Origin of the sequence: Oceanicella actignis (assembly GCF_900111545.1) — a bacterium.
Taxonomy (GTDB): domain Bacteria; phylum Pseudomonadota; class Alphaproteobacteria; order Rhodobacterales; family Rhodobacteraceae; genus Oceanicella; species Oceanicella actignis.
Genome location: NZ_FOHL01000004.1, coordinates 145,099 through 167,466, shown reverse-complemented (window position 1 = coordinate 167,466; position 22,368 = coordinate 145,099). Strand labels below are relative to the sequence as shown.

General features: G+C 71.4%; 16 protein-coding genes. 8 read left to right on the top strand and 8 right to left on the bottom strand.

Annotated elements, in window-relative coordinates; genetic code table 11:
- Window positions 1-131: 131 nt before the first annotated feature.
- Together BMW67_RS15450 and BMW67_RS08535 are read left to right on the top strand one after the other, a co-directional pair.
- The gene (locus BMW67_RS15450) at window positions 132-395 is read left to right on the top strand and encodes a hypothetical protein (protein ID WP_125459010.1); all 264 of its coding nucleotides are present in this window, start codon (window positions 132-134) and stop codon (window positions 393-395) included.
- Window positions 392-1,117: a polysaccharide deacetylase family protein gene (locus BMW67_RS08535; RefSeq protein ID WP_072747110.1), complete on the top strand. Its 726-nt coding sequence runs from the start codon at window positions 392-394 to the stop codon at window positions 1,115-1,117. The genes BMW67_RS15450 and BMW67_RS08535 overlap by 4 nt, the downstream gene beginning before the upstream one ends.
- Before the next feature lie 72 nt (window positions 1,118-1,189).
- On the opposite strand, the gene BMW67_RS08530 is transcribed toward BMW67_RS08535, so the two are convergent.
- Window positions 1,190-1,897, bottom strand: coding sequence for a VPLPA-CTERM sorting domain-containing protein (locus BMW67_RS08530; RefSeq protein WP_072747109.1), 708 nt, complete (start codon window positions 1,895-1,897; stop codon window positions 1,190-1,192).
- Between the two features lie 148 nt (window positions 1,898-2,045).
- Window positions 2,046-2,978: a glycosyltransferase family 2 protein gene (locus BMW67_RS08525; protein WP_072747108.1), complete on the bottom strand. Its 933-nt coding sequence runs from the start codon at window positions 2,976-2,978 to the stop codon at window positions 2,046-2,048.
- A gap of 110 nt (window positions 2,979-3,088) precedes the next feature.
- On the opposite strand from BMW67_RS08525, the gene BMW67_RS08520 reads away from it, so the two are divergent.
- On the top strand, window positions 3,089-4,051 hold the full coding sequence (locus BMW67_RS08520; RefSeq protein ID WP_072747209.1) for a GDP-L-fucose synthase family protein: 963 nt from the start codon (window positions 3,089-3,091) through the stop codon (window positions 4,049-4,051).
- A gap of 272 nt (window positions 4,052-4,323) precedes the next feature.
- Here BMW67_RS08520 and BMW67_RS08515 read toward each other — a convergent pair whose 3' ends face one another.
- Window positions 4,324-5,625 carry a hypothetical protein gene (locus tag BMW67_RS08515; RefSeq protein ID WP_072747107.1) on the bottom strand — a complete coding sequence of 434 codons (1,302 nt, stop codon included), beginning with the start codon at window positions 5,623-5,625 and terminating at the stop codon, window positions 4,324-4,326.
- Window positions 5,626-5,916: 291 nt separating this feature from the next.
- Between BMW67_RS08515 and BMW67_RS08510 the strand changes: the two genes are divergently transcribed.
- From BMW67_RS08510 to BMW67_RS08490, 5 genes are all read left to right on the top strand, one after another.
- On the top strand, window positions 5,917-7,407 hold the full coding sequence (locus BMW67_RS08510; RefSeq protein WP_072747106.1) for an oligosaccharide flippase family protein: 1,491 nt from the start codon (window positions 5,917-5,919) through the stop codon (window positions 7,405-7,407).
- Window positions 7,408-7,421: 14 nt separating this feature from the next.
- Window positions 7,422-8,438 (top strand): glycosyltransferase, encoded by a 1,017-nt coding sequence (locus BMW67_RS08505; protein WP_072747105.1) that lies wholly within the window; start codon window positions 7,422-7,424, stop codon window positions 8,436-8,438.
- Window positions 8,435-9,457: a glycosyltransferase family 2 protein gene (locus BMW67_RS08500; protein ID WP_072747104.1), complete on the top strand. Its 1,023-nt coding sequence runs from the start codon at window positions 8,435-8,437 to the stop codon at window positions 9,455-9,457. Before BMW67_RS08505 ends, BMW67_RS08500 begins: the two co-directional genes overlap by 4 nt.
- A 65-nt stretch (window positions 9,458-9,522) precedes the next feature.
- Window positions 9,523-10,545, top strand: coding sequence for a glycosyltransferase family 2 protein (locus tag BMW67_RS08495; RefSeq protein WP_072747103.1), 1,023 nt, complete (start codon window positions 9,523-9,525; stop codon window positions 10,543-10,545).
- 3 nt (window positions 10,546-10,548) lie between these two features.
- Window positions 10,549-11,742 carry a glycosyltransferase gene (locus tag BMW67_RS08490; RefSeq protein ID WP_072747102.1) on the top strand — a complete coding sequence of 398 codons (1,194 nt, stop codon included), beginning with the start codon at window positions 10,549-10,551 and terminating at the stop codon, window positions 11,740-11,742.
- 6 nt (window positions 11,743-11,748) lie between these two features.
- Here the strand turns inward: BMW67_RS08490 and gmd are convergent, their stop codons facing one another.
- From gmd to BMW67_RS08465, 5 genes are all read right to left on the bottom strand, one after another.
- The gene (gmd, locus tag BMW67_RS08485; RefSeq protein WP_072747101.1) at window positions 11,749-12,819 is read right to left on the bottom strand and encodes a GDP-mannose 4,6-dehydratase; all 1,071 of its coding nucleotides are present in this window, start codon (window positions 12,817-12,819) and stop codon (window positions 11,749-11,751) included.
- 72 nt (window positions 12,820-12,891) lie between these two features.
- The gene (locus tag BMW67_RS08480; RefSeq protein ID WP_083581252.1) at window positions 12,892-14,247 is read right to left on the bottom strand and encodes an HlyD family type I secretion periplasmic adaptor subunit; all 1,356 of its coding nucleotides are present in this window, start codon (window positions 14,245-14,247) and stop codon (window positions 12,892-12,894) included.
- 15 nt (window positions 14,248-14,262) lie between these two features.
- Window positions 14,263-15,822 carry a peptidase domain-containing ABC transporter gene (locus BMW67_RS08475; RefSeq protein ID WP_425433830.1) on the bottom strand — a complete coding sequence of 520 codons (1,560 nt, stop codon included), beginning with the start codon at window positions 15,820-15,822 and terminating at the stop codon, window positions 14,263-14,265.
- A 604-nt stretch (window positions 15,823-16,426) separates the two neighbouring features.
- Window positions 16,427-18,112, bottom strand: coding sequence for an ATP-binding cassette domain-containing protein (locus BMW67_RS08470; RefSeq protein ID WP_072747098.1), 1,686 nt, complete (start codon window positions 18,110-18,112; stop codon window positions 16,427-16,429).
- Between the two features lie 39 nt (window positions 18,113-18,151).
- Complete coding sequence (locus BMW67_RS08465; protein WP_072747097.1) at window positions 18,152-22,255, bottom strand: DUF4114 domain-containing protein; 4,104 nt, start codon at window positions 22,253-22,255, stop codon at window positions 18,152-18,154.
- Between the last annotated feature and the right edge of the window lie 113 nt (window positions 22,256-22,368).

Below are 22,368 nucleotides of genomic sequence, written 5' to 3'. Positions count from 1 at the left end.
CCGCGCGATGCGCGCGCGCAATGGCGGCAATCCCGCCTAGCTGGCGGGAATCGCCGCCGCGAACAAGCGCTTGTGCAAACATTTTCAGCTTCCCCATTGACCCCGGCCAAACGCGCCGGAAAACTGCTTGAATGAAACTTCTCGCAAAAGGCGAGCAAACCGATTTGAAAACGGAAGCATACTCGGCGCGCGGCCACCTGGCGGCGCTTTGCGCGACCAGGCGGCGCCCCACCCGGCGCCCGGTCGCCGACGGTCTGGCGGGCGGCGAAACGCTGATCCGGCGCCGCGCCGTCAAAACCCCTCGGAAAATCTTAGCCGGTTCCGGCAATCATGCAAGCGTTGCGGCAAGAAACCAGGCGCCGCGCGCCGGATTCGACGAAGTGCGGCGCAAATGAAGGCGCGCCTCGATTTGAAGACGATTCTCTACCGCGCGGCGTTCAAGAAGCGCTTTCGCGCCGCGCCGGCGCGGCCGATCGTCACCTTCTGCTTCGACGACTTCCCGCGCTCGGCGTTCGAGGCCGGCGCGCCCGTGCTGGAAAGCCGCGGCGCGCGGGCGACCTTCTACGCCTGCGCCGGGCTGATGGCGTCGGGCGCGCGCCCGAAACTGGCCACGCCGCCGATGTTGGTCGAAGCGATCGCGCGCGGGCACGAGGTGGCCAACCACACCTTCACCCATCCCAATCTGCGCGACCTGCCCTCGGCCAGGATCGTCGAGCAGCTGCGCCGCAATCAGGAGGCGCTGCCCCCCGGCGCCACGCGCCATTTCGCCTATCCCTTCGGCGCGGGCGACACGCGGGTCGAATGGATCGTGAGCCGCCTTGCCCCCACGGCCCGTTCCTGCGTGCCGGGGATCAATGCCGGGTTGGCCTCGACCCACTGGCTGCGGGCGAACGAGCTTTACGCCTGCAACGACCCCGCGCGCCCGCTGCGCCTGATCGAGGAGAACCGGCGGCGCAAGGGGTGGCTGATCTTCTTCACGCATGGCGTCTCGGCCGCCCCGGGGCCATACGACGCAACCCCCGACCTTCTGGCGGCGACGCTGGACGCGGCGCTGACCTCGGGGGCCGAGGTGCTGCCCGTCGACGCCGCCTGGCGGCGCATTCGGCGCGGCGATTGAAGGTCTGGAAGCGTCAAGTCCGGCCGGACCTTCTGTCCGGCGCGGACCCGTCCGGCCCGCGGCGCCGACGCGTCAGCGCCGACGCCGCAAGGCCAGCCCGCCAAGCGCGCCGATGAGCAGCGGCAGCGCGCCGGGAAGGGGAACCGCGCTTGGCGCGGAAACGGCTGATTCGGTTGCGCCTTCGGGGGCGTATTGCCGGCGCGCGAAGCTGAAGTCGTCGATCTTCACCCAGTCCTGCCCCCCGAGGCTGCGCAGCGAGACCGATGCGATGCCCTCGGCCGCCAGCCCGTAATACGACACCAGCCCCGCATGCGGCCCGTCCGCGCCGGCGAAGATCGTCTTGGCGATCACCTTGCCCGTCGCATCGCGCGCCTTGACGATCCAGTCGGGATTGGCGGCGCCCCAGCTCATGGCGAAGGCATCGACGGGCCGGCGGAAACGGATGTTGAAGCGGTAGGGCGGGCCGACGAACAGGGTCGACAGCTCCATGCCCGAGCCGCCATAGACTCCGCCGAAGGTGGCCGGCGATATCGCCAGGCGCCCCTTCTTGGCGCGAAAGACCACGCCTTCGTCCTCGAAGACGTAGCGGCGCTTGCGCCCGGCCTCGAGCGAGTCGAAGTCGATCGTACTTGCGCCGCGCAGCGCGGCGTCGGTGGGAGAGAAGATGGCCGCCGAGCGCCCCGGCTCCGCCGAAGCGGCCAGCAGCAGGACGGCGGCCGCCGCGGCGCACGCGCGCCGCCCGGCGCCGCCAACGCCCCGCATGCCATCCGCCAGCCGCATCGCTCGCCCCCCTTTGCCGCGGCGCCCCTCCGCGCCGCCCCACGTTCACCGACCATTAAAGGACGCATGGCCGCGCCGATCAACCCGCGCAGCCCCGCGTTAAGACTGTTTTTCAATGCGTTAACGATATCGCGCGCCGCGCCGCGCCCTAGTCGCGGTTCCAGCGCCCGCTTGCGCCGCGCGCCGCCCCGCCCAGCAGCGCCTCGAGCATCCGGCGCGCGCGATAGGCGCGAATCCGCGTCAGAACCCCAAAGGCCAGAAGGCGCGCGCGCATGTCGGGCACGCGGTCCGAGGCCAGGATGCGCGGGATCTCGGCCGCCGGCGACAGGGCCATCGCCGCCGTCTTGAGCGCCCATTTCGCCAGCCCGCGCCGCCCCTGGGCCGCGGCCTCGGCGAACTGGTGGCTGATGTGCCGGTCCCATTTGAGCTGCAGCTCGCGCAGCGATTCGCGGGCGGGGTGATGGACGATCATGCGCGGCTCGTAGCGCGTGACCACGCCCCTGGCGCGCGCGCGCCGGCCCCACTCGGCATCCTCGGCCGCGCCGATGCCCGCAAAGGGGCCGACACGGGCGAAGACCTCGCGGCGCATGGCCAGATTGCCGGTGCCCGAAAAGCCCATCTTGCGGATGTATTCGCGCTGGCGGAAGGCGAAGATCGCCTCGTAGGCCTCGATCGGACCGGGGCGGGCGGGGTCGCGCATCAGGATGCGCACATCGCCCCCGATGGCCTCGGCCTGCGGGTCGCGGAAGGCGTCGGCGATGACCTCGAGCCATCGCGGATCGGCCACGCAATCGGCGTCCACGAAGGCCAGCAGCGGCGCGCGCGTGGCCGCCACGCCGGCATTGCGCGCGGGGCCGGGGCCGGGCTCGGGCTCTTCGATCAGGCGCACGCCCGGATGGCGCGCCACCACCTCGCGCGGCAGCGCGCGCGAGCCGTTGTCCACCACCACCACCTCGACCTCGGCGCGGTCGAAGCTCTGGGCGTCGAGCGCGCTCAGGCTGCGCTCGAGATGGTCGGGTTGGTTGAGATGTGGCACGATCACCGCGATGCGCGGCTCTCGCCCCGGCGTGTCCTGCGCCATGCTTCCCCCCGATTTCGTCGCATCCATGCATTCGCGCGCGCCCGACAAGCGGTTATACAGGCCCCGGCCCGCAAGGAAAGCGTCGCGGGCGCGGCATGAAGGAGCGCGGCATGGCCATTCCCTACCAGCTTGACGGCAAGCGCGTTTTCGTCGCGGGGCATCGCGGCATGGTCGGCGCGGCCGTGACCCGGCGCCTGGCGGCCGAGCCGGTCGAGGTGCTGACCGCCGGGCGCGAGGCGCTGGACCTGACCGATCAGCGCGCCGTGCGCGACTGGTTCTTCGCCAACCGCCCCGACGTGGTGGTGCTGGCCGCGGCGCGGGTTGGCGGGATCATGGCCAACGCCACGCGCCCGGCCGAGTTCATCCGCGACAACCTGGCCATCCAGACCAACGTCATCCACAGCGCGTGGGAAAGCGGGGTCGAAAAGCTGCTGTTCCTTGGCTCGACCTGCATCTACCCGCGCGAGGCGCCGCAGCCGATCCGCGAGGAAAGCCTGCTTGCCGGCCCGCTCGAGCACACCAACGAGGCCTACGCCGTGGCCAAGATCGCCGGCATCAAGATGTGCCAGGCCTATCGCGCGCAATACGGGGCCGACTTCATCTCGGCCCAGCCGACCAATCTTTACGGCCCGGGCGACAATTACGACCCCGAGGGCTCGCATGTGCTGCCGGCCCTGATCCGCAAGTTCCACGAGGCCCGCCAGAGCGGCGCGCGCACCGTGACCCTGTGGGGCACCGGCGCGCCGCTGCGCGAGTTCCTGCACGTCGACGACCTGGCCGATGCGCTGGTGTTCCTGCTGCGGCGCTGGTCCGATCCGCTGCCGATCAACGTCGGCTCGGGCGAGGAGGTCTCGATTCGCGAGCTGGCGCAGATCGTCGCCGAGGCCGTGGGCTGCACGGCGCAGCCGGTCTTCGACGCCTCGCGCCCCGACGGCACGCCGCGCAAGCTGACCGACTGTTCGCGTCTTCGGGCTCTGGGCTGGAACAACGCCCGCCCCCTGCGCCAGGGCGTGGCCGACGCCTACCGCGCCTTCCTGGCCGAAACGGCCGCGGGCGCCGCGCGGGGCGCCTGAGGGGCGCCCCGACGCGCCCCTTCGCCATGCGGGAACATTCCCATTCGGCGAGCGCGGCCGCCATGCAATCGCCTTGAAATGGTTAAGACCTGGCCTTCGCCCCGCGCCAGGTTGCAGGCCTCGGGCGCTTCCCCAGCCCGAATGCGTCGCGTCCCCCGATGCTTGCGTTCCACGGCCGCCTCCGCGCGCAGCGTTCTGCGGAGCGGCGGCCGGTCGGCAATGCGCGCCCGCCCTTCCCCAAGGCGGGCGCGCGCGTGGCGCCGCCCGCGCCCTCACCCCTCGGGCGCGGGCAACGGCCGCGCCACCGGCAAGGCGGCGGCGCGCGCCTCGATGCGGCGCATGACCTCGCGATAGGCGGGGCTGTCGGCGTTGACGAAGCGGGCCACGAACTCGTCGCGCGACAGCTTGCCCGGCAGATCGTCGAAGCGGATCAGCACCGAATCCTCGTCCTTCACGCGCGCCAGAAGCTCGGGCCATCTTGCCGGGTCGGCGTTCATGAAGGCCTCGACGAAGCGCAGCCCCGAGACGTTCGCCGCGATGTCGGCGAACTCGAACCCCCAGCGGTCGATGCTGTCCATCAGCTCCTTGTATTCGCCCATGGTCAGCGAGATGCGCATGGTGCTGGCGACCTCGATCGCGGCCGAGGTCACGAAGTGCCGCTTCTTGTCGTCCTGTCCGGCCAGGGTGACCTTGCGGCAAACGGCCGTGCGCGGCGGGGGCGGCGCGTCCTTGCCCGACATCTTGGCGATCAGCACCGAGAAGGGCTGCGAGCCGCAGGCCGCGTTCAGCGCGAAGATGGCGGCGGCCAGCTCCTGACGCTCTTCGCCCGGGCGGGCTCGGCGCATGGCCTGTTCGACGATGAAGCGCAGATAGGGCGTCAACGAGCCCCGGCCCGCCAGAACGCCCTGCGCCTCGGCCTCCTGCAAGGCGCGCAGATGGGCGGCGACGGCCTGCGGCGAGGGCAGATCGCCCCCGCGCAACGTGCCGGCCAGGCGGCGGAACAGGCGCTTGCGGTCGGCGTCGCTCATGGCCAGGGTCGCGCGCCCCCCTTCGGGCGTCAGCTCGAGCCGCGGCACGGCCGCCAGAAGGCGGTCGCCGAAGCGCTCGCCCAGGATCAGGTTCGCGCCCAGCCGCGCGGCGCCCAGCGCCAGCTCGGGCGGCAGGTCCAGCCGGCCAAGCCGGGCGGCGGCCAGGCGCGGGCCCTGGTCGAAGGCGGGAATCACGGCCTCGGCGTTGATCCAGCCCAGACCGGGCGCAAAGGGAACCGGCGCCGACAGCCGCAGGCGGATTCCCTGCGCCACCCGCTCGGCTGCGCCGCGCAGGCCCGGATAGACCCGCGCGCCGAACGCCATGACGTGCTCAAGATCCGCCACGCTCGCCTCGACCGTCGGCTCGGCGACCGGCTCGACGGTGACGGCGCGCACGCGATGGAACAGCCGCTTGACGGCCTTGGCCCCCTCGGGCGTGGCGCGCAGCGGCATGGCCACGAGCGGCTCGCGCTCGATCAGCGCAAGGCCCAGCGCCAGCGGCAGCAGAACGGCGCCCGCAAGCGCAAGGCGGATGAACGTCTTCATGGCGCGCAGTCTCCAGGCGGCGGCGCGCGCAGGATAGACCCGCGCGCGAAGGGGCGCAAACCGGGCGGCAAGACCTGAACCGCCCACGCGATGCGCGACATTTGCACATGGCGCGCCCGGCGGATATGGGAAGACGTGTTCTCGGCGCGCGGCCCGGACTCGGCCGCCCCCGCGCCGCCCATTCGAGGATCGTCCGTGCCCGACTCAGCCAGATCAGCAACGATGCGCCGGCCCGGGGACTTCGCGCGGCGCGCCTGCGACCGCGGCGGGCGCGAGGCCGGGGTCTGACGGATGTCCGCGACGGGGCTTCTGAGGTCGATCGGCCTCATAGGCGGGGCCAAGGGATTCAACATCCTGATGGGCCTGATCCGCGTAAAGATCGTCGCGGTCATGCTTGGCCCCTCGGGCGTGGGCACGCTGGGCATCTACGCGAACATCGTCGAGACCGGCGCCGAACTGGCCGGGGTCGGCATCGGACAGAGCGGCATGCGCGAGCTGGCCGCCGCCCGGGACGATGCGCGCCGGATGGCGCGGCTGCGCCGGGCTCTGGCGATCGCCAGCCTCGTCCAAGGCGCCGCGGGCATGGCCCTCATATGGCTGTTCCGCGGGGAACTGTCCCAGCTGATCTTCGGGAACGATTCTCATGCGTTCGAGACCGGGCTGCTTGGGCTCGGCGTTCTCGCCGCGGTTCTGACCGCTGCGCAGACCGCGTTGCTGCGCGCAATGCAACGGATCGGCGACGTGGTGCGCGTCGCGATCTTCGGCAGCACGGCGGGCACGGCCATGGGCCTGGGCGCAATCTGGATCTGGGGCGCAAGCGGGCTGGTCGCCCTGCCGCTGGCGGCGCCGGCGGCGACGGCGCTTGCGGCTTTTCTTTACGCCCGCCGCGCGCCCGCGCCCGCCGCGATCGACGGCGCGCTCCAGCTTTGGGGGCACTGGAATCGCTTCCTGCGCCTTGGCGCGGCGTTCATGGGCGGCGCGCTTCTGGCGACGGCGACGCTGCTGGCGATTCGCACGCTCCTCACCCGCTCTTTCGGCATCGAGGGCGCCGGCATGTTCCAGGCCGCCTGGGCGCTGACGCAGCATCAGGTGGCTTTTCTGATCTCGGCGATGGGGGCGGACTACTTCCCGAAGCTTTCAAGCATCATCAAGGACAAGCCCGCTTCGATCCGCCTGGCGAACGATCAGACGGCGCTGGCCCTCAGCCTTGCCGGTCCGGTGGTCATGGGGGTGATCGGTCTGGCGCCGTGGCTTGTCAGCCTGCTCTATTCGCCGCGCTTCGCCCCCGCGATCGAGATCCTTCAATGGCAGGCGCTGGGCAACCTGCTGCTGCTGACCGCCTGGCCGCTGGGCTTCATCATGGTCGCGCGAAAACGCGGGCGACTGTTCTTCGCGACTCACCTCGTCTTCAATGGGTCCTTCCTGGCGATCATGCTGGGCGTGATCGCCCTTTTCGGCCTTGCCGGGGCGGGAATCGCCTTTCCGGCGGCGCAGCTGGTCCATGTCGTCTTCACGCGCTGGCAGGTCGGACGGATTCATGGCTTCTCATGGGAGCCGGACGCGGTCAGACTGTTGCTCCTGAACGGCGCGCTGGGCGCCGGGACCTTGGCGGCGGCGCATCTGAGCCCGTCGGCCGGCGCGATCGCCGGGTTGTCCGCGGCCTGCGTCGCGACCGTGGCCGGCATGCGGACAATCGGGCGCCGGATCGGCCCGCAGGGCAGGCTGGGCGGCAGGGTCCACCGCCTTTTCGTGCGGATCGGCTGGCCGATCGCCCCAACATAGGAGTTGCCGCCATCATGACCGCCGGCCCCGAAGCAACGCTGTTCCTGATGGCCTTTCGCCAGGAACACACCGTCGCCGAGGCCGTGGCGGCGCTGCTTGGTCAGCGCACCGAGCGGCCGCTCGAGATCATCCTCTCGGACGACGCTTCGGACGACGGCACCTTCGAAACCATGCGCCGCATCGCGCAGGCCTATCGCGGCCCGCACCAGGTCAGGCTCAACCGCAACCCGCGAAATCTGGGGGTGACGGGCCATGTCGACCGCATCATGGAACTGGCGCGCGGCAGGCTGATCATCCTGGCGGCCGGAGACGACATATCCGAGCCGGACCGGGCCCAGACGCTGATCGACGCCTGGCATGCTTCGCAGGGAACGGCGATGCTGCTGCATTCATCCGCGGCGGTGGTCGATGCCGAGGGGCGGAGACTGGGCGTCCGGCGGCCTGAACCGCTGCTGATCTCGGAGCCGACGCCGCGCAACATCGTTTGCGAGCGCCTGCGCGTGCTGGGCGCGACCGCCGCGTGGGATCGCGCGATATACGAACGCTTCGGCCCCCTCGGGCCCGGGCTGGGAGTCGAGGACACCATCCTGCCGTTCCGCGCCGCGCTGCTTGGGCGAATCGTTCACGTCGATCGCGAACTCGTGCGTTGGCGCGCGGGCGGTTTGTCATGGAAACGCGGCGCGCCCGACCCGCGCGAGCTTCTGTATGGAACGCCCCTGCGCCTCGACCGCTGGCGCGCGCAGAACTGCCGTCACATCCTCGAGCGCTTCGCCGACCTCGATTATCCGGGCAAGGATGAGGTCGAAGCCGCCTGCCGGGCCGAGATCCTGCGCTGCAGCCTGCGCGTGGACCTGGCCGAGGCCGGCGCCCTCGGGCGGGCGGCCATGGCGCCGCGCGCCGCGCTGACCGCCATGCGGCTGCGCTCGTCAAGGCCGCTGCGCGATTGGGCGCGCTATGCCTTCGAGCCCGCCTACAAGGCCTATTACCGCCGCCGCTACGGCGCGCCCGCAGGCGCCGAAAGCCGCGCATGAGCGCCGCGCCCCCCCGCACGCCGCGCGTTTCGGTCATCGTGCCGGCCTACAACGCCGCGCGATACCTCGAGCGGGCGGTGCGCTCGGCGCTCGAAGACCAGGGCGCAAGCGTCGAGGTGATCGTGATCGACGACGCCTCGGGCGATGAGACGGCCGAGATCGCCGGCGCCCTGGCCCGCCGCGATTCGCGCGTGCGCCTTTTGCGCAACGAGGCCAACCTTGGCCCCGGCGCCAGCCGCAACCGGGGCATGGCGGCGGCCCGCGGCGAATGGATCGCGCTTCTGGACGCGGACGACGCCTTCGCCCCGGGCCGCCTTGCGCGCCTGACCGCGGTGGGCGACGAGGCCGGGCTGGACATGATCGCCGACCTGCCGCTGCTCTACGACCTGGCGGCCGACAGGCCCGCCCCAACGCAGATTCCCGCCGACGGCCGGCTCGAGCATGTGGACGCGCGCGCCTTTCTCGAGGCGTCCGTGCGCCCCGACGCGCCGATCGACTACGGGCTGCTGCAGCCGCTGACGCGCGCGCGCCTGGCGCGCGAGGGAACATTCCGCTTCGCCGAGAACACGCGCCATGGCGAAGACTTCCTGGCCGTGTGGAACGCCCTTTGCGCGGGCGCGCGCATGGGCGTGCTGCACGAGCGGGGCTATGTCTTCTCAACGCGGATCGGCGGGCTGAGCGGCGCGTTCTCGCCCGGATCGGTCACGGATGTGAACTATCGCAGCGTCGCCGCCTCGACCCGGCGGATCATCGACGAGATCCGCGCCAGGGGCGCCGACATCCCCGGCCTGCCCGCGCCCGAGGCCGAGGCCCTGCTGCGCCAGCGCCTGCGTAAATGCGCCGAGCTCAACGCCCGCTACGGCTGGACCACCCTGCGCAAGGGCGCATGGAGGCGGCACTGGCGCTGGCTGCGGCAGGATTGGCGCAACCCCCCGCTTCTGGCGCTGGTCGCGGCGCGGCGGCTGGCCCGGCGCGCCGCGCGGGCGCTGGCCCGCCAGCGCGGCCGAAGCCCGGGTTGATCCGCTCGCCGCCTTGTGGACAACTGGCCGCGCAGGATTTCGCGCGCAACGATCAGGAGGGCGCCGTGCCCCGAGCCGCCGACGACCCGGCACACCAGACCGACGCCCCGGATGCGAGCGTCATCCTGCCCGCCTACAATGTCGCGCCCTTTCTCGAGCGCGCCGCGCGCTCGGCCCTGTCGCAAGAGGGCGTCGCGGTCGAGCTCATCATCATCGACGACGCCTCGAGCGACGAGACGCATGACGTCGCCCAGGCGCTGGCCGCCGGCGACCCCCGGGTGCGGGTTCTGCGCCACGCGCGCAACCTTGGCTGCGCCCCGGCGCGCAACGCCGGGGCCGCGGCCGCGCGCGGCCGCTGGATCGCGCTGCTGGACGCCGACGACGCCTTTCTGCCCGGCCGCCTGGCGCGGCTGATCGGCATGGCCGAGGCGAACGGGTTCGACGCGCTGTCCGACCTGCCGCTTTTCCACGACCTGAAGGCCGGCAAGCCCGCGCCGCGGCAGCTGCCGGCCGACGGCGCGCTCGAGCTGCTCACCCCCCGCCGCTTTCTCGAACGCTCCGTGGACCCGGACGCGCCCCTCGACTATGGCCTGCTCAAGCCGATCTACCGTCGCGCCCTGGCCGCGTCAGGCCGCATGACCTATCCCGCCGACGAACGCCACGGCGCCGACTTCTTCGGGTATCTGGGCGCGTTGGCCGCCGGCGTGCGCTTTGGCGTGCTGCACGAGGCGCTTTACGCCTTCTCGACCCGCATCGGCGGCGTCACGGGCGAATACTCGCCGGGCAGCGTGACGCCGGTCAACTATCGCGCCATCGCCAGCGCCACGCGCCGCCATATCGAGGCCCTGCGCAGGGCCGGGCGGCCGCTGGGCGATCTGCCCCTGGACGAGGCCTGCGCGATGCTCGAGCTGCGCGTCGCCAAGGCGCTGGAGCTGAACGCGAAATATGGCTGGAACACCTTGCGCAAGGGCGCGTGGGATCGCCACTGGCGCTGGCTGCGGCAGGACCCGCGGAACCCGCCGCTGCTGGCCGCAATGGTCGCCCGGAAGACGGTGCGGCGCGCGCTCGGCCGCGGCCCCGGGAGCTGAGGGATGAGCGCGCGCGCCGGCGCCGCCCCCCTGCCCGCCGCGGTCGTGACGACCGAGATCGGCATTCCCTCCGAAATCTGGATCGCGCGCCAGATACGAGAGATGCCGGGTCTTGCCGCGACCCTGATCGCATGGCGGCGGAACGCGGCGCCGGCCTGGGGGCAGGACATCCCCGCCCGGCTGATCGACGCGCCCTTCGCCCCGCCGCGCAGCCTGCTGCGCCGGGCGGCGGGGCGGCTGGGCGACCCACGCGCGCTTGCGCCCACGCGCGACGCGGCCCGCGCCATCCGCGACGCCATCGCCCAGGTCCGGCCGCGCGTCATCCTTTGCCACTTCGCATGGAACGCCATACCGCTTGCCGCCGCGTTGCGCGACTGGCCGGAGGCGCCGCCCATGGTCCTCATGGTCCATGGCCGCGACGTCTCGGCGCTGGCCCGCCGCAAGGCCTATCGGCGCGCCGTCGGGCAGGCCCTGCGCCAGTGCGCGCGGGCCGTCGCCGTGGGGCGCTTTCAGGTCGACCTTCTGCACGCGATGGCCAGGGAGGCCGGGGTCGCGCCGCCCCCCTGCGCGGTCATCCCCTGCGGCGCGCCGGTGGCGCTGTTCTCGGCCGCGCCTGCGCCGCTGCGCGCCCCCGGTCAAGGCGCGCGGTTCATTTCGGTCGGAAGGCTGTCGGCGGAAAAGGGCGTCATGGAAACCCTGCGCGCCTTCGAGATCGTGCACGCCGCCGCGCCGGACAGCGAATGGATCTGCGTCGGCGACGGGCCGCTGCGCGCCCGGCTCGAGGCCGCGCTGGCCGCCAGCCCCGCCCGCGCCGCGGTGCGCCTCACCGGCCGCCGCAGCGCGGAAGAGGTGGCGCGCCTGTTGGCCGGCGCGCATGTCTTCGTGCAGCACTCGACCCCGGCGGGCGGAAGCATCGAGGGTTTCGGGGTCAGCCTGACCGAGGCGGGAGCCGCCGGGCTGCCGCTGGTCGCCTCGCGGCTGGGCGGCATTCCCGATCAGCTCGAGCACGGCCGCAACGGCTTTCTGTTCGCGCCCGGCGACGTGGCCGCGCAGGCCGAGGCCATGCTGATCCTGGCGCGCGACGAAGCCTTGCGCCGCAAGATGGGGGAAGCCGCGCGCGAGGTTGCCGCGCGGTTCGACTCGCGCCTGATGAGCGCGCGCATGGAACGGCTCTTGCTCGAGGCCGCCGGCGCCTGATCCCTCTCAGCCCTCGCGGTTGCGCCGCGCGGCCTCATCGCGCACGACCCGCAGGTCATGAGCGACCATCTCGGCGATCAGCTCGTCCAGCGTGCGGCGAGGCGCCCAGCCCAGAACGCTGCGCGCCTTCGAGGCGTCGCCGATCAGAAGATCCACCTCGGTCGGCCGGAAATAGCGCGGATCGACCTCGACCCGCACCGCGCCGTGCTGATCGACGCCTTTCTCCTCGACCCCGGAGCCGCGCCAGGACAGCTGGATGCCGACCTGGGCGAACGCCTTCTCGCAAAAGCTGCGGACCGTGTGCGTCTGGCCGGTCGCCAGAACGTAGTCGTCGGGCGCGTCCTGCTGCAGCATGCGCCACATGCCCTCGACATAATCGCGCGCATGGCCCCAGTCGCGCCGGGCGTCCAGATTGCCGAGCCACAGCTTCTGCTGCAGCCCCAGGCTGATCGCCGCCGCCGCGCGGGTGATCTTGCGCGTGACGAAGGTCTCGCCGCGGATCGGGCTTTCATGGTTGAAGAGAATGCCGTTCGAGGCATGCAGGCCGTAGGCCTCGCGGTAATTGACCGTGATCCAGTAGGCGTAAAGCTTGGCCGCGGCGTAGGGGCTGCGGGGGCGGAAGGGCGTGCTCTCGGACTGGGGCGTTTGCGCAACCTGACCATAAAGCTCGGAAGTCGACGCCTGATAGAACCGCGTCTCTCGCTCGAGCCCCAGGATCCTGATCGCCTCGAGCAGACGAAGCGCGCCCAGCGCGTCGGCATTGGCGGTGTATTCGGGCGTGTCGAAGCTGACCTGCACATGCGACTGCGCGGCCAGATTGTAGATCTCGTGCGGACGCACCTCCTGCACGATGCGGATCAGGTTCGTCGCATCGGTCATGTCGCCGTAGTGCAGACGAAAGCGCAGGTCGGGCTCATGCGGGTCCTGATACAGATGGTCGATCCGTTGCGTGTTGAAGGACGAGGCGCGGCGCTTGACGCCGTGCACCTCGTAGCCCTTTTCCAAGAGCAGCTCGGCCAGATACGCGCCGTCCTGGCCCGTGACTCCGGTGATGAGGGCGCGCTTGCGTTCGCTCATTGCGGGCTCCTTGCGTTCGGATCCCGCCCTCCCTACCCGCCGGGGCGGCGGCGCGCAATCGGGCGCGCGCCGTCACCGTTCCGAAAAGAGCCTGTCGGGCAGATATCGCAGGGGCTTGAACAGGTATTCGAGCAGCGGCTTGCTGCCGGTCACGATGTCGACCCCCGCCGCCATGCCCGGCGCCGGCTCCAGCCCCAGATCGGTCAGCGCGCCCCAGTTCGGAACCTCGACGAACGCCTTGAAGTAGGTCCCCTTGCGCGGATCCTCGAAGGGCTGCGGCAGGATCTGCGTCACGCGCCCCTCGATCTTGGCCGGCTTGGCGTAGTCGAAGGCGGGAAGACGGATCAGGGCCTCCTCTCCGACCTTCACCGCCCCGATGTCGCGCGGCGCGATGCGGGCCACGATGCGCAGGCCCTCGGGCGGCGGGGCGATCTGCGCCAGCTCCGCCCCCGGGGCCAGGACGCCGCCGACCGTCTGGACCGACACGGCCCTGACCACGCCATCGGACGGGGCGCGGATCACGGCCTGTTCGACGCGGCTGCGCGCAAGGTCGAGCGCGGCGCGCACCTCGGCGCGCTCGCGCAGCGTCTGAACCCGGCGGTCGAGCCAGGCGGCCCGCTCGGCGGCCAGCAACTCGGCCCGCCGGCGCTCGGTTTCCTCGAGCGCGCCCGACAAGCGCTCGCGCTCGCCCTCAAGCCTGTGCCCCTCGCTTTGCGCGACATTTCGCCGAACGCTGGCCTCGATGATCTGCGCGCGGCTGCCGTGCCCCATCTGCAACAGCTCTTCGCGCATGGCCAGTTCCTCGTCCAGAAGGCCCAGACGAACGGCGACCGCCGCCTGCTGGCGCGTCACGGCCTCGAGCTGACTGCGCCCGGCAGCCGCCTGTTCGTCCAGAATGGCAAGGCGCCTGGCCAGCGCCTCGCGCTCACCCTCGAAGAGGGCGAGCTGAGCGGCGGCCGCGTCGGCCCCTTCGGGATGCCTTTGCGCAATGCCCTTGAAATCCGGCGCGCGCCCCTCGAGATGCGCGGCGATCCGCTCGAGCGCAAGGTCGAGCGACAGCAGCCGCGCCTCGAGCTGAGCCATTTCGGCGCGCGCCGCGTCGGCGTCCATCACCGCAAGCACATCGCCCTTGCGCACCCGCTGCCCTTCCTTCACGCGCAGATCCGCAAGCACGCCCCCTTCGAGGTGCTGGACCCGGTGGATCGGCTCGAGCGGCGCGACCTCGCCTTCGGCGCGCGCCAACTCGGGCATCCGGGCGTAGGCCGCCCAGATCAGGAACGCGACGATGGCGGCGCTCAGCAGCAACGCCACGCGCCCCAACGCCCCCGGAGAGCGGCGCTCTTCAAGCTCGAGCTTGCGCTGGGCGCCGCGATGCGCCTTCACGCCTGCACGGGGCGCATGGCCAAGTCCGACGGTTGAATGGTGCATGGCGATCCCCCTACGTCACAGCTCCGACGGCTTGAGCACGCGCGCGACGGCGCCGCCATCGAGCATCACGATCCGATCCGCGCGCCGCATCGTCGATGGCCGTTGCGTGACCATCACGACCGTCACGCGCCCGCGAAGCCGCTCCAGATGCTCCAGAAAACGCGCGCTGCAATGGTCGTCGAGCCCGTCGACGACCTCGTCCAGCAGCAGGATGCGCGGCTTGCGCAGGTATGCGGCCGCCAGGGCGAAGGCGTTGACGAAGCCGGCCGACAGGCGCTGCGTGCGATGGTCTCCGACGCGATGCTCGAACCCGCCGGGAAGCTGCGACACCAGCTTGTCGAGACCGGACGCCCGGGCTGCGCGGATGATCTCGTCCATCCCGGCCGTCGGCATGGACAGCCGCAGATTCTGCAGCAGCGTTCCATGGAACAACTCGAAGGACTGCGGCGCATAGCCGATCGACTGCCGAAGTCCGATCGGCGGCAGCTGCCGGATGTCCATCCCGTCGATGAACACGCCGCCGGCCTGAGGTTGGTCCAGACCCAGAATCACCCGCAGGAACGTCGACTTGCCCGCGCCGTTCGGACCGGTCACCGCGACGATCTCGCCCGGCGCGATGTCGAGCGAAACGCCCAGCAGCGCCGGTTCGGCGCGCGGCGAATGACGGAACGACACGCGGTTCAGCTCGATCCGGCCGAGGCGAACGGGCGGCAAGGCGTTCATCATTTCGGCCCCGGCGCTTTCGAGAGGCGTAAGCATGGCCTGGTCCACGCTGCGCCAGGACGATGCGATCTGCCGCGCATTCAGGGCGAACTGGTAGAGGGCCTGCATCGACGACAGCGCGCGCCACACAAGCGTCATGGCCGCGATCAGCACGCCGGCCGTCATCGCGCCATCCATGACATGAACCGCCCCCGCCGTGATCGCGCCGATTCCGGCCATGGCCATGACCGCCTTTCCCGCCGCCGCGGCCGTCGCATTGGCGCGCCGCGCGGCGAAACCGGCCAGCGCAGCGTCGTTCGACAGCCTTCTGAATCGTTCGATCCATACGTCGCCGCCCCCCGAGAGGCGGATCGCATTCAGGTTGTCGACCATCTCGTGAATGAACTCTTGCCGCGCGAAGGCCTGGCGCGCGGCCTCGGCGGCGCGAGCGGCGCCCGCACCGGAGAACGCCGCGATCAGCCCTCCATAAAGCAGCGCGGCGCATATCACCGGAATCGCCATGGATCCGGCCAGGAACGACAGCGCGACGACGAGGGCCGCGGCGAACGGCACCTCGAGCAACGCGTTGACGCCCGGGCCGGTCAGCGCGTCCTTGAGCGTCGAAGCCAGACGAAGCTTTTGCAGACGTGCGGCGACCGACATGCGCGCGCCGATGTCGGGCGGCGCCTGGACCAGCCTGGCGAACAGTTCCGTCCCGATCCCATGGAACAGCCGTTGGCCCTGGTCGGCCATCAACCTGCCCCGAAGCGCCCTCAGCAGGGCGTCGCCCGCGACGGCCCCCAACGCCCCGGCGGCCAATGCGGGCAACATGTCGCGCCCGTGCGCGGGAATGATCCGATCATAGAGCGTCATGATGAAGAGCGCGGGCGCCAAGGCGAAGACGAACCCGACTCCGGTCATGGCCATCGCGCGCACATAGATCGGCGCCGCGTGCGCCGCGGCGCGCGCCATCCATGAGCCGCTTTCGGCCGGCCTGCCCTCGTCGGCTTCCGCCTCGAGGCGCTCGAACGTCCAGATCTCGCCCCTCGGGAGACGCGCCGGAATGCGCGCGGTTCGGCCGGACGCCGCGTTGAAGACCGTCGCGCCTTCTTCATCCGCGTCGAGGATCACGAGAGGCGGGCCGGAGGCGGGGATCAGAAGGGCGGGAACGGCCAGAGCCGAGGCGACGCGTCGCGACGCGCCGCGCGGCGCCTCGAGCCGCATGTGAAAGCCCAGGGCGGCCATCATGGTCTTGAGATCCTCGACGCCCAGCTCGGGTTCGAGATAGGGCGCGGCCTCGACCACATGACGCGGATCGCCGTTCCATTCGAGCGCCTCGAGCAAAGGCCCGATGCACGGCGCGAGCCCGCCGACGGCGCCGATCCTGGTCAGCGCCTGGCGGACGGCTTCGCTTGTGGCGATGCGCAGATCCGAGCCCAGAACGTCCGCTTCGACGGACTTCGCCTGCGCCGATCGGTCAACGCGCAAGTTCATGGCAGTCCGCCTCCTCGATCAGCTTTCCCTTGCTCAGGCGGAAACGACGGTCGCAGATGCGGACCAGGCTTGGCCGCTGCGACACGATCACGAGCGTTCCTTCGAAGCGGGCCAGGGCTTCGCGCACCAACACATCTCCATGCGCGTCGAGGCTTGCGTTCGCGGCGTCGAACAGGATCGCCCTGGGCTGTCGCAAGAACGCCCGCGCGATGGCGATCCTCTGAATGAAGCCCTGCGGGAGGGAATGCCCGGACCCCGGCCCGAGCCGCGTATGGAAACCGTTGGGCAGTCGTCCGGCCAGATCGAGCAGTCCAAGCTCGGCCGAAACCGCCTCGATCCGCCGCCAAAGCTCGGCGCGCGTCTCGTCAGGCATGGCGCAGGCGTCGAACATGGTCAGGTTCTGCGCAAGGGAGCCTGAAAAGAGCGCCGCCCGCTCGGGGACATAGGCGATCCTGGCGCGAAGCCATTCCTCATCGACGCGCCGCATGTCGGTGCGCCCGTCCAGAAGCACGCGGCCGCGATCCGGCGCAAGGTAGCCGCACATGACTTGCAGAAGCAGCGTCTTGCCTGCGCCGCTTTCTCCTTGAATGGCGATCCGCTCGCCCGGTTCGATCCGGAGGTCGATCCCCTCGAGGACGGGTTCGGGCGAATTGCAGTTCTCGAGCGCCACGCGTTGCAGCAGCAGCCCGCCCTGGAAAGCCGCCGGCGCAATGGGGCGCGGGAGGCCGGCCGGCGGCAATGACAGGCCTTCCCGAACGGCCTCGCGACTGACCCGCGCGCGAACCAGCGCGCTCCACTGCGCGACGATCCTTTGCACGGGCGGCAACGCGCGGTTGGACAGAAGCATGCAGGCGGCCAGTTCGCCGATGGTCAGACGCCCATCCATGACCATCACGCTTCCGGCGGCGGCCACGGACACCATGGCGGCCGGGGCAAGGGCGCTGGATAACGCCGCCGATCTGTTGACGGTCGAATCTACCGCACGCTCGAGCGCCGCGCGAACGCGCATCAGCCGTTCATACCGGCGCCGCATGGGCGCCTCGAGCGACTGCGCCTTGACGGCGGCGAACCGGCCCAGCGTCTCGGACGCGAAATTGGCCTGCATCTGGCTCAGGCGATCGGCGGCGTCCATCCTGGCCGCAAGGCGCAAGTTCGCCATCAGGGCGCCCACGATGGCTATGGCGACGACCGCCGCCGGCGCAAGCACGACGGCCCCGCCGATCAGATAGACCATGGCCAGGAACAATCCGACGAAGGGCGCGTCGGCCAACGCGATGAGGGCGCGCCCCGACTCGGCGTCGCGAATCCTGGCGACGGAGGAAAAACGTTCGGTGTGAACGCCGGGCGCGATGCCGGCCAACGCCTTGGGGTCAGCCTTGAGGAGGCGCCGAGCCAGTCCGACCGACGCCGCATGCTCGAAACGGGCCGCGCGCCAGGTCAGCGCGCAATCGCGCGCGCGCGTCAGGGCGGCCTCGAGCAGAACGGCCGCGCCCGCGCCGATCATCAGCGCCGCGAAAGTCTCCACCGCCCGGTTGGGTATGATGCGATCGTAGATCTGCATGATGGCGAGCGGCATCGCCATCGACAGCAGATTTGCCGCCGCCGAAGCGAGGAGGACCCCCGGAGAACCCAGTCCCGGAACTTCGCTCTTCGGAATAGCGACGGTCATCGCCTGCGCTCCTCGGCAATGGCTGGCGGCGGCCAGTATTCAGATCAGCCCCGACGACGAGCCATGATCCTGGGGATCGTCGGGCGAAACCCAGGCCTCGAGGCCTTCGACCGGGTCTGATCCCATGTCGATGGGCCCGGAATCGACCTGAGCGTCGGAAGCATCATCGGCCGCGAAGGCGAACAACTCGTTATCGGCCGCGGACAGCGTCGCCTCGAGCCCGTCCGCCGAATCCGCGGTTGCCTCAAGCGACTGAGCAAGGGAATCCGCGCCGGCTTCGACCTGGTCCAGATCATGGGCGCTCAGCGCCTCCTCATAGCCGTCAAGCGCTTGCTCCCACGCCTCCTGCAGGGGCGCCAGATCGTCGATCGCCTGATCGGCGGCCGAGAGAGCGGACTGCGCCTCGTCAAGGATCGTCGCATGCGCGGCGGCTGCATCGGCGTATGCGTCCGAGGCCTCGGCGGCCGCCTCAAGCTTCTCCTCCAGACTCGCAAGCATGTCCCCGGCCTCGGCGTCGATCCGGGCCAGCTCATCGACGGCGGCGTCGAAGGCGGATTGGGCGGCCTCGACCTGCGGTGCAAGCGCGTCGGCGTAGATGGCGCGCGCCGCTTCAAGCGCTTCGGCGCCGGAATCGAGCTGAGCCGCCAGTTCCTGCGCGGTCTGAAGAGCGCCATCGGCCTCGGCGATCGCTTCGTCAAGCTCGGACTGGATCTGCGCCTGCGCGTCATCGGCCAAGGCGGCGGCGTCCAGCGCCTGGCCGAATTCGGCGGAGGCTTGCGACAAGAGCTCCTCATCCTGCGCGTGAACCGCCTCGGCCTCGGCAACCGCCTGGTCGGCCTGCGCAAGCCCTTGCGCCGCCCTTTCATATTCGGCGCGCGCATCAGCGACCTGATCTAGGCTCTGTCGATAGACCTCGGCGGCGGCTTCGGCGGCTTCGAGGGCTTCGGCATGGGCGGCGATGGCCGAGCGAACGGCCAGGGCCAGGGCGGGGTCGTCCGGCGCCTCGAGCCAAGCCTCATGCGCCGCCTCGGCCTCGGCGCGCACATCCTCGACCCGCTGCGCGGCCTGCTGCGCCGCGTCCCGCGCCGCCTCGGCGGCCTCGAGCCGCTCGCTCAGCGCCTGGTGCGCGTCGGCCGCAGCCTGGCCGGCCGCGTCGCGCGCCGCGTTGGCCGTCTCGAGCGACGCAAAGGACGCGCGCGCCTGCTCGGTCAGCCGGATCACCGCCTCTCGCGCCGCGTCGGCGACGGCGTGCGCCTGGACCGCGGCGTCGTGGGCCTGGTCCAGGCGGCCCTCGATCGATTCGACCTTCAGGCGGGCCTCGTCATAGGCCTGCACGGCGGCGGCCGCTTCGGCCCGGGTCGCCGCGACCCGTTCGGCCAGAGCGTTGATGGCCGACGCCGCCTCCTGCGCCGCCGCGGTCGCGTCGGCAAGCGCTCCTTGCGCGTCTTCGGCAAGCTGCGCCGCTTCCTCGCGCGCCTGGGCGATGGAGGCGAGCTGCTCGCGCGCCACCTCGGCCTCGTCCGTCGCGGCGCGGGCGGCCTGCCCCGCCGCGTCGACGGCGTCGGCCGAAGCCTCGACTCGCGCGACAAGGGCCTGCGCCTCGGCCACGGCGTCGGCGGCCGCCTCCTGCGCCTCGACCAGGGCGGAATACGCCTCGAGGGCGGCCTCGTAGCGCCCGAGCGCCTCTTGATAGGCCGCGGTCATCTCGGCGTTGGCGACCTCGACCGCCGCAACCTGCTCCTGCCAATCGGCCAGAAGCTGCGCGTTCGCGGCCGCGATCTCGTCGTTGCTCGGACCGGTCGCGATCACCTCGGCCGACGGGGCCACCGGCGGCCGATCCGGATCATGGGCTACGCGCACCGCGGTTCTGACGATGTCGCTGACCGCGACGCCCGATTCGACCTGAATCGTCATCGCGATCTCGCCCTCGGGCAGGCGTTGATCGTTCGGATCGCGGCTGACGAACGAAATGTTGTCCAGCACCGCCTCGAACGCCGCTGCCGGCGCGCCCTCGGGCGCCTCGAGGCGCAGGCGCGCGGTCCCGGAGGCGGGGTCCTCCTCGACATGGTAGCGCAGCGTTTGGCCGTCGGCCGATATCTCGCCCTCGGCGCTTTCGCCGTCCCAGCCCGGAAAGGCGAAGGCCGCGCCTTCGAGGCCCTCGAAAGTCACCGAGGCCGCGTCGATGAGGGCGGTGGGATCGCCGTGCCCGATGGTGACGTCGGGCATGGCGGTCTGGATTTCGAGCTTCTCGATGAAGGCGGGCTCGACGTCGAGACGGAAGACGAGGTCGTTGAAATCGTCGTCGCCGCGCGGGCGCGAGATGTCCTCGAACCCGATGAGGAGCTGTCCCGGTTCGACGCCCCAGTCGGCCAGGCCGCCCGGATCGTCGCCTACGACGCCGGCGATGACCTGCTGCTGGCCCGAGTCGTTCAGCCCGAGCGTGTCGCCATAAGCGGCGGTGTGGTGGATGTCCTGCGAAACGACGCCGCTGCGCACCGACCCGGCCGGGTCCGCATAGGCGTAGTGCAGCTTCGGCGCGGCGGTCATGCCGGGCTCGATGACGGCGGGACCGCCGTCGAGGGCGCGGAATTCGAAATGGGCGTCGCTGGTCAGCGCCGCGCGCAGATTTCTGTCGCCATACCCGTTCGGGATGAGGAAGAAGCCGAACGAATCGCCGGCCTCAAGCCCTTCGAGCGCGACCGTCGACTGGCCGGGGACCAGCTCGCCGCCCGAGTTGATGCGCCCATAGGCGCGGGCGATGGCGCTCAGCTCTTCATCCGTCGCGCCGGCCTCGCGCCAGGCGGCCAGAACCTCGTTCTCGCTCGCCCCCGAGGCGTTGGCCCAGAGGATCTTGACCTCGCCGATCGTTCCGTCGGGCTCGATCTTGTACCAGCCGAGCGTGTTGCGGTAGCCAGCGCCCTCTCCGATGAAGGTGACGCTGACGGGCGAGTCGTTCTCGAGCGTCAGCGAGTTGATCCGCGCCGCGCCGTTGACCAGCTCGGGAGACAGTCTTACGGCCTCCGAACCGAAGGGGTCGAGATAGCGCCAGGGCTCGGTTTCCTCGGGAGGATTCAGAACTTCTCCCGACGCGTCGTAGACGACGAGGCCGCCGGTCGCCTGCAGCGTCGGGCGCAGGGGCGCAAGCTCGGGCGCGGCCGGCGCCTCCAGAAGATCGGGCTCGGCGGGCGCGACGGGCGCGGACGGGGGCCGCGGCGCCTCGAGATCGGCGCTCAGGCGCGCGGCGCCGGGGAAATCGCCCGTGATCGCGGCCGGAATGTCGAGCGGCGCGGGTGCGGTCCAGGCGGGCGCGTCGGCCGGCGCCTCGACCCCGCCGCCGGGCGCGGCGAGCGAGATCCGGGCATAGGCGGGCGGGGCGACGACCGGAACGGGCTCGCCCGGATCGGCCGGCGCGGGCGGCTCGAACGCGAAGGACAGGGGCGCGAAGGCGAAATCCGGCAGCGGCGGAAGGTCGTCAAGCGCGGGCGCGGCGGCCAGATCCGGCAGCGGCGCGACAACCTGCTCGGGCGGCTCGGGATCCTGCGGCGGCTCGTGATCCTCGGGCTCGTCCGGGGTCTCGGGCGCGTCGGGATCGTCGGGCTGGTCCGGGGCCTCGGGCGTCACGGGCTCGGTCGGCGCATCCGGGCCGGTGGGCGGCGACGGCGCGTCCGGGGGCGGAACATGGGACGCGGCGGCGCGCGGCGCCTCGGCCGCCGCCGGGGCGTCGAGCGGCGGCGGATCGTCGGGCCGATCGGGGGCGTCGGGCCGCGGGTCGGACGCGCGAAGGGGCCGCGGACGCGCGGACGCGCCGGGATCGGCCGCCTCGGCGGCGGGCGCCGCCGGCGGTTCGGCCTGGACGAAGGCCTCGACAGGCTCCTGCGCCGGCGCCGGCTGCGGCGTCGAGGGCGCGTCGAGCGTCGCCGGACCGCCATCTTCGGGGCGGAAGCGCGGCGCCGCCGGCTCCGGCTCCTCGGGGTGCAGAAGCTGAATCGTCTCGAGCCGCTCATCGGGGGCGCCTTCGACGGGCGCAAGGGCGTCGTCGACCGCTTTCTCGTCGCGGTCGCGCAGCGTCGTCGTGGAGAGCCGCCGATACTCGTCGACCAAGGGGGCCTGCCGTTGCGCAGGCGGAGAATCTTCGCGCGCCATGACGTTCACCGATCGTTCCGTGTGCGCTCAGTCAAACGCGGCGAAGTTAAGGAATCATGCCAAACCGGCGCTGGCCTTGGGCGCAATCAGGGCGCACACTGGTCCGCCCACGA

Bases quoted from the DNA above. Each gene is read 5' to 3' on its own strand.
- gmd (WP_072747101.1), bottom strand. From the start codon at position 12,819: ATGAGCGAACGCAAGCGCGCCCTCATCACCGGAGTCACGGGCCAGGAC.
- BMW67_RS08500 (WP_072747104.1), top strand. From the start codon at position 8,435: ATGAGCGCCGCGCCCCCCCGCACGCCGCGCGTTTCGGTCATCGTGCCG.
- BMW67_RS08525 (WP_072747108.1), bottom strand. From the start codon at position 2,978: ATGGCGCAGGACACGCCGGGGCGAGAGCCGCGCATCGCGGTGATCGTG.
- BMW67_RS15450 (WP_125459010.1), top strand. From the start codon at position 132: ATGAAACTTCTCGCAAAAGGCGAGCAAACCGATTTGAAAACGGAAGCA.
- BMW67_RS08480 (WP_083581252.1), bottom strand. From the start codon at position 14,247: ATGCACCATTCAACCGTCGGACTTGGCCATGCGCCCCGTGCAGGCGTG.
- BMW67_RS08465 (WP_072747097.1), bottom strand. From the start codon at position 22,255: ATGGCGCGCGAAGATTCTCCGCCTGCGCAACGGCAGGCCCCCTTGGTC.
- BMW67_RS08520 (WP_072747209.1), top strand. From the start codon at position 3,089: ATGGCCATTCCCTACCAGCTTGACGGCAAGCGCGTTTTCGTCGCGGGG.
- BMW67_RS08470 (WP_072747098.1), bottom strand. From the start codon at position 18,112: ATGACCGTCGCTATTCCGAAGAGCGAAGTTCCGGGACTGGGTTCTCCG.
- BMW67_RS08505 (WP_072747105.1), top strand. From the start codon at position 7,422: ATGACCGCCGGCCCCGAAGCAACGCTGTTCCTGATGGCCTTTCGCCAG.
- BMW67_RS08475 (WP_425433830.1), bottom strand. From the start codon at position 15,822: ATGACGCTCTATGATCGGATCATTCCCGCGCACGGGCGCGACATGTTG.
- BMW67_RS08515 (WP_072747107.1), bottom strand. From the start codon at position 5,625: ATGAAGACGTTCATCCGCCTTGCGCTTGCGGGCGCCGTTCTGCTGCCG.
- BMW67_RS08490 (WP_072747102.1), top strand. From the start codon at position 10,549: ATGAGCGCGCGCGCCGGCGCCGCCCCCCTGCCCGCCGCGGTCGTGACG.
- BMW67_RS08535 (WP_072747110.1), top strand. From the start codon at position 392: ATGAAGGCGCGCCTCGATTTGAAGACGATTCTCTACCGCGCGGCGTTC.
- BMW67_RS08510 (WP_072747106.1), top strand. From the start codon at position 5,917: ATGTCCGCGACGGGGCTTCTGAGGTCGATCGGCCTCATAGGCGGGGCC.
- BMW67_RS08530 (WP_072747109.1), bottom strand. From the start codon at position 1,897: ATGCGGCTGGCGGATGGCATGCGGGGCGTTGGCGGCGCCGGGCGGCGC.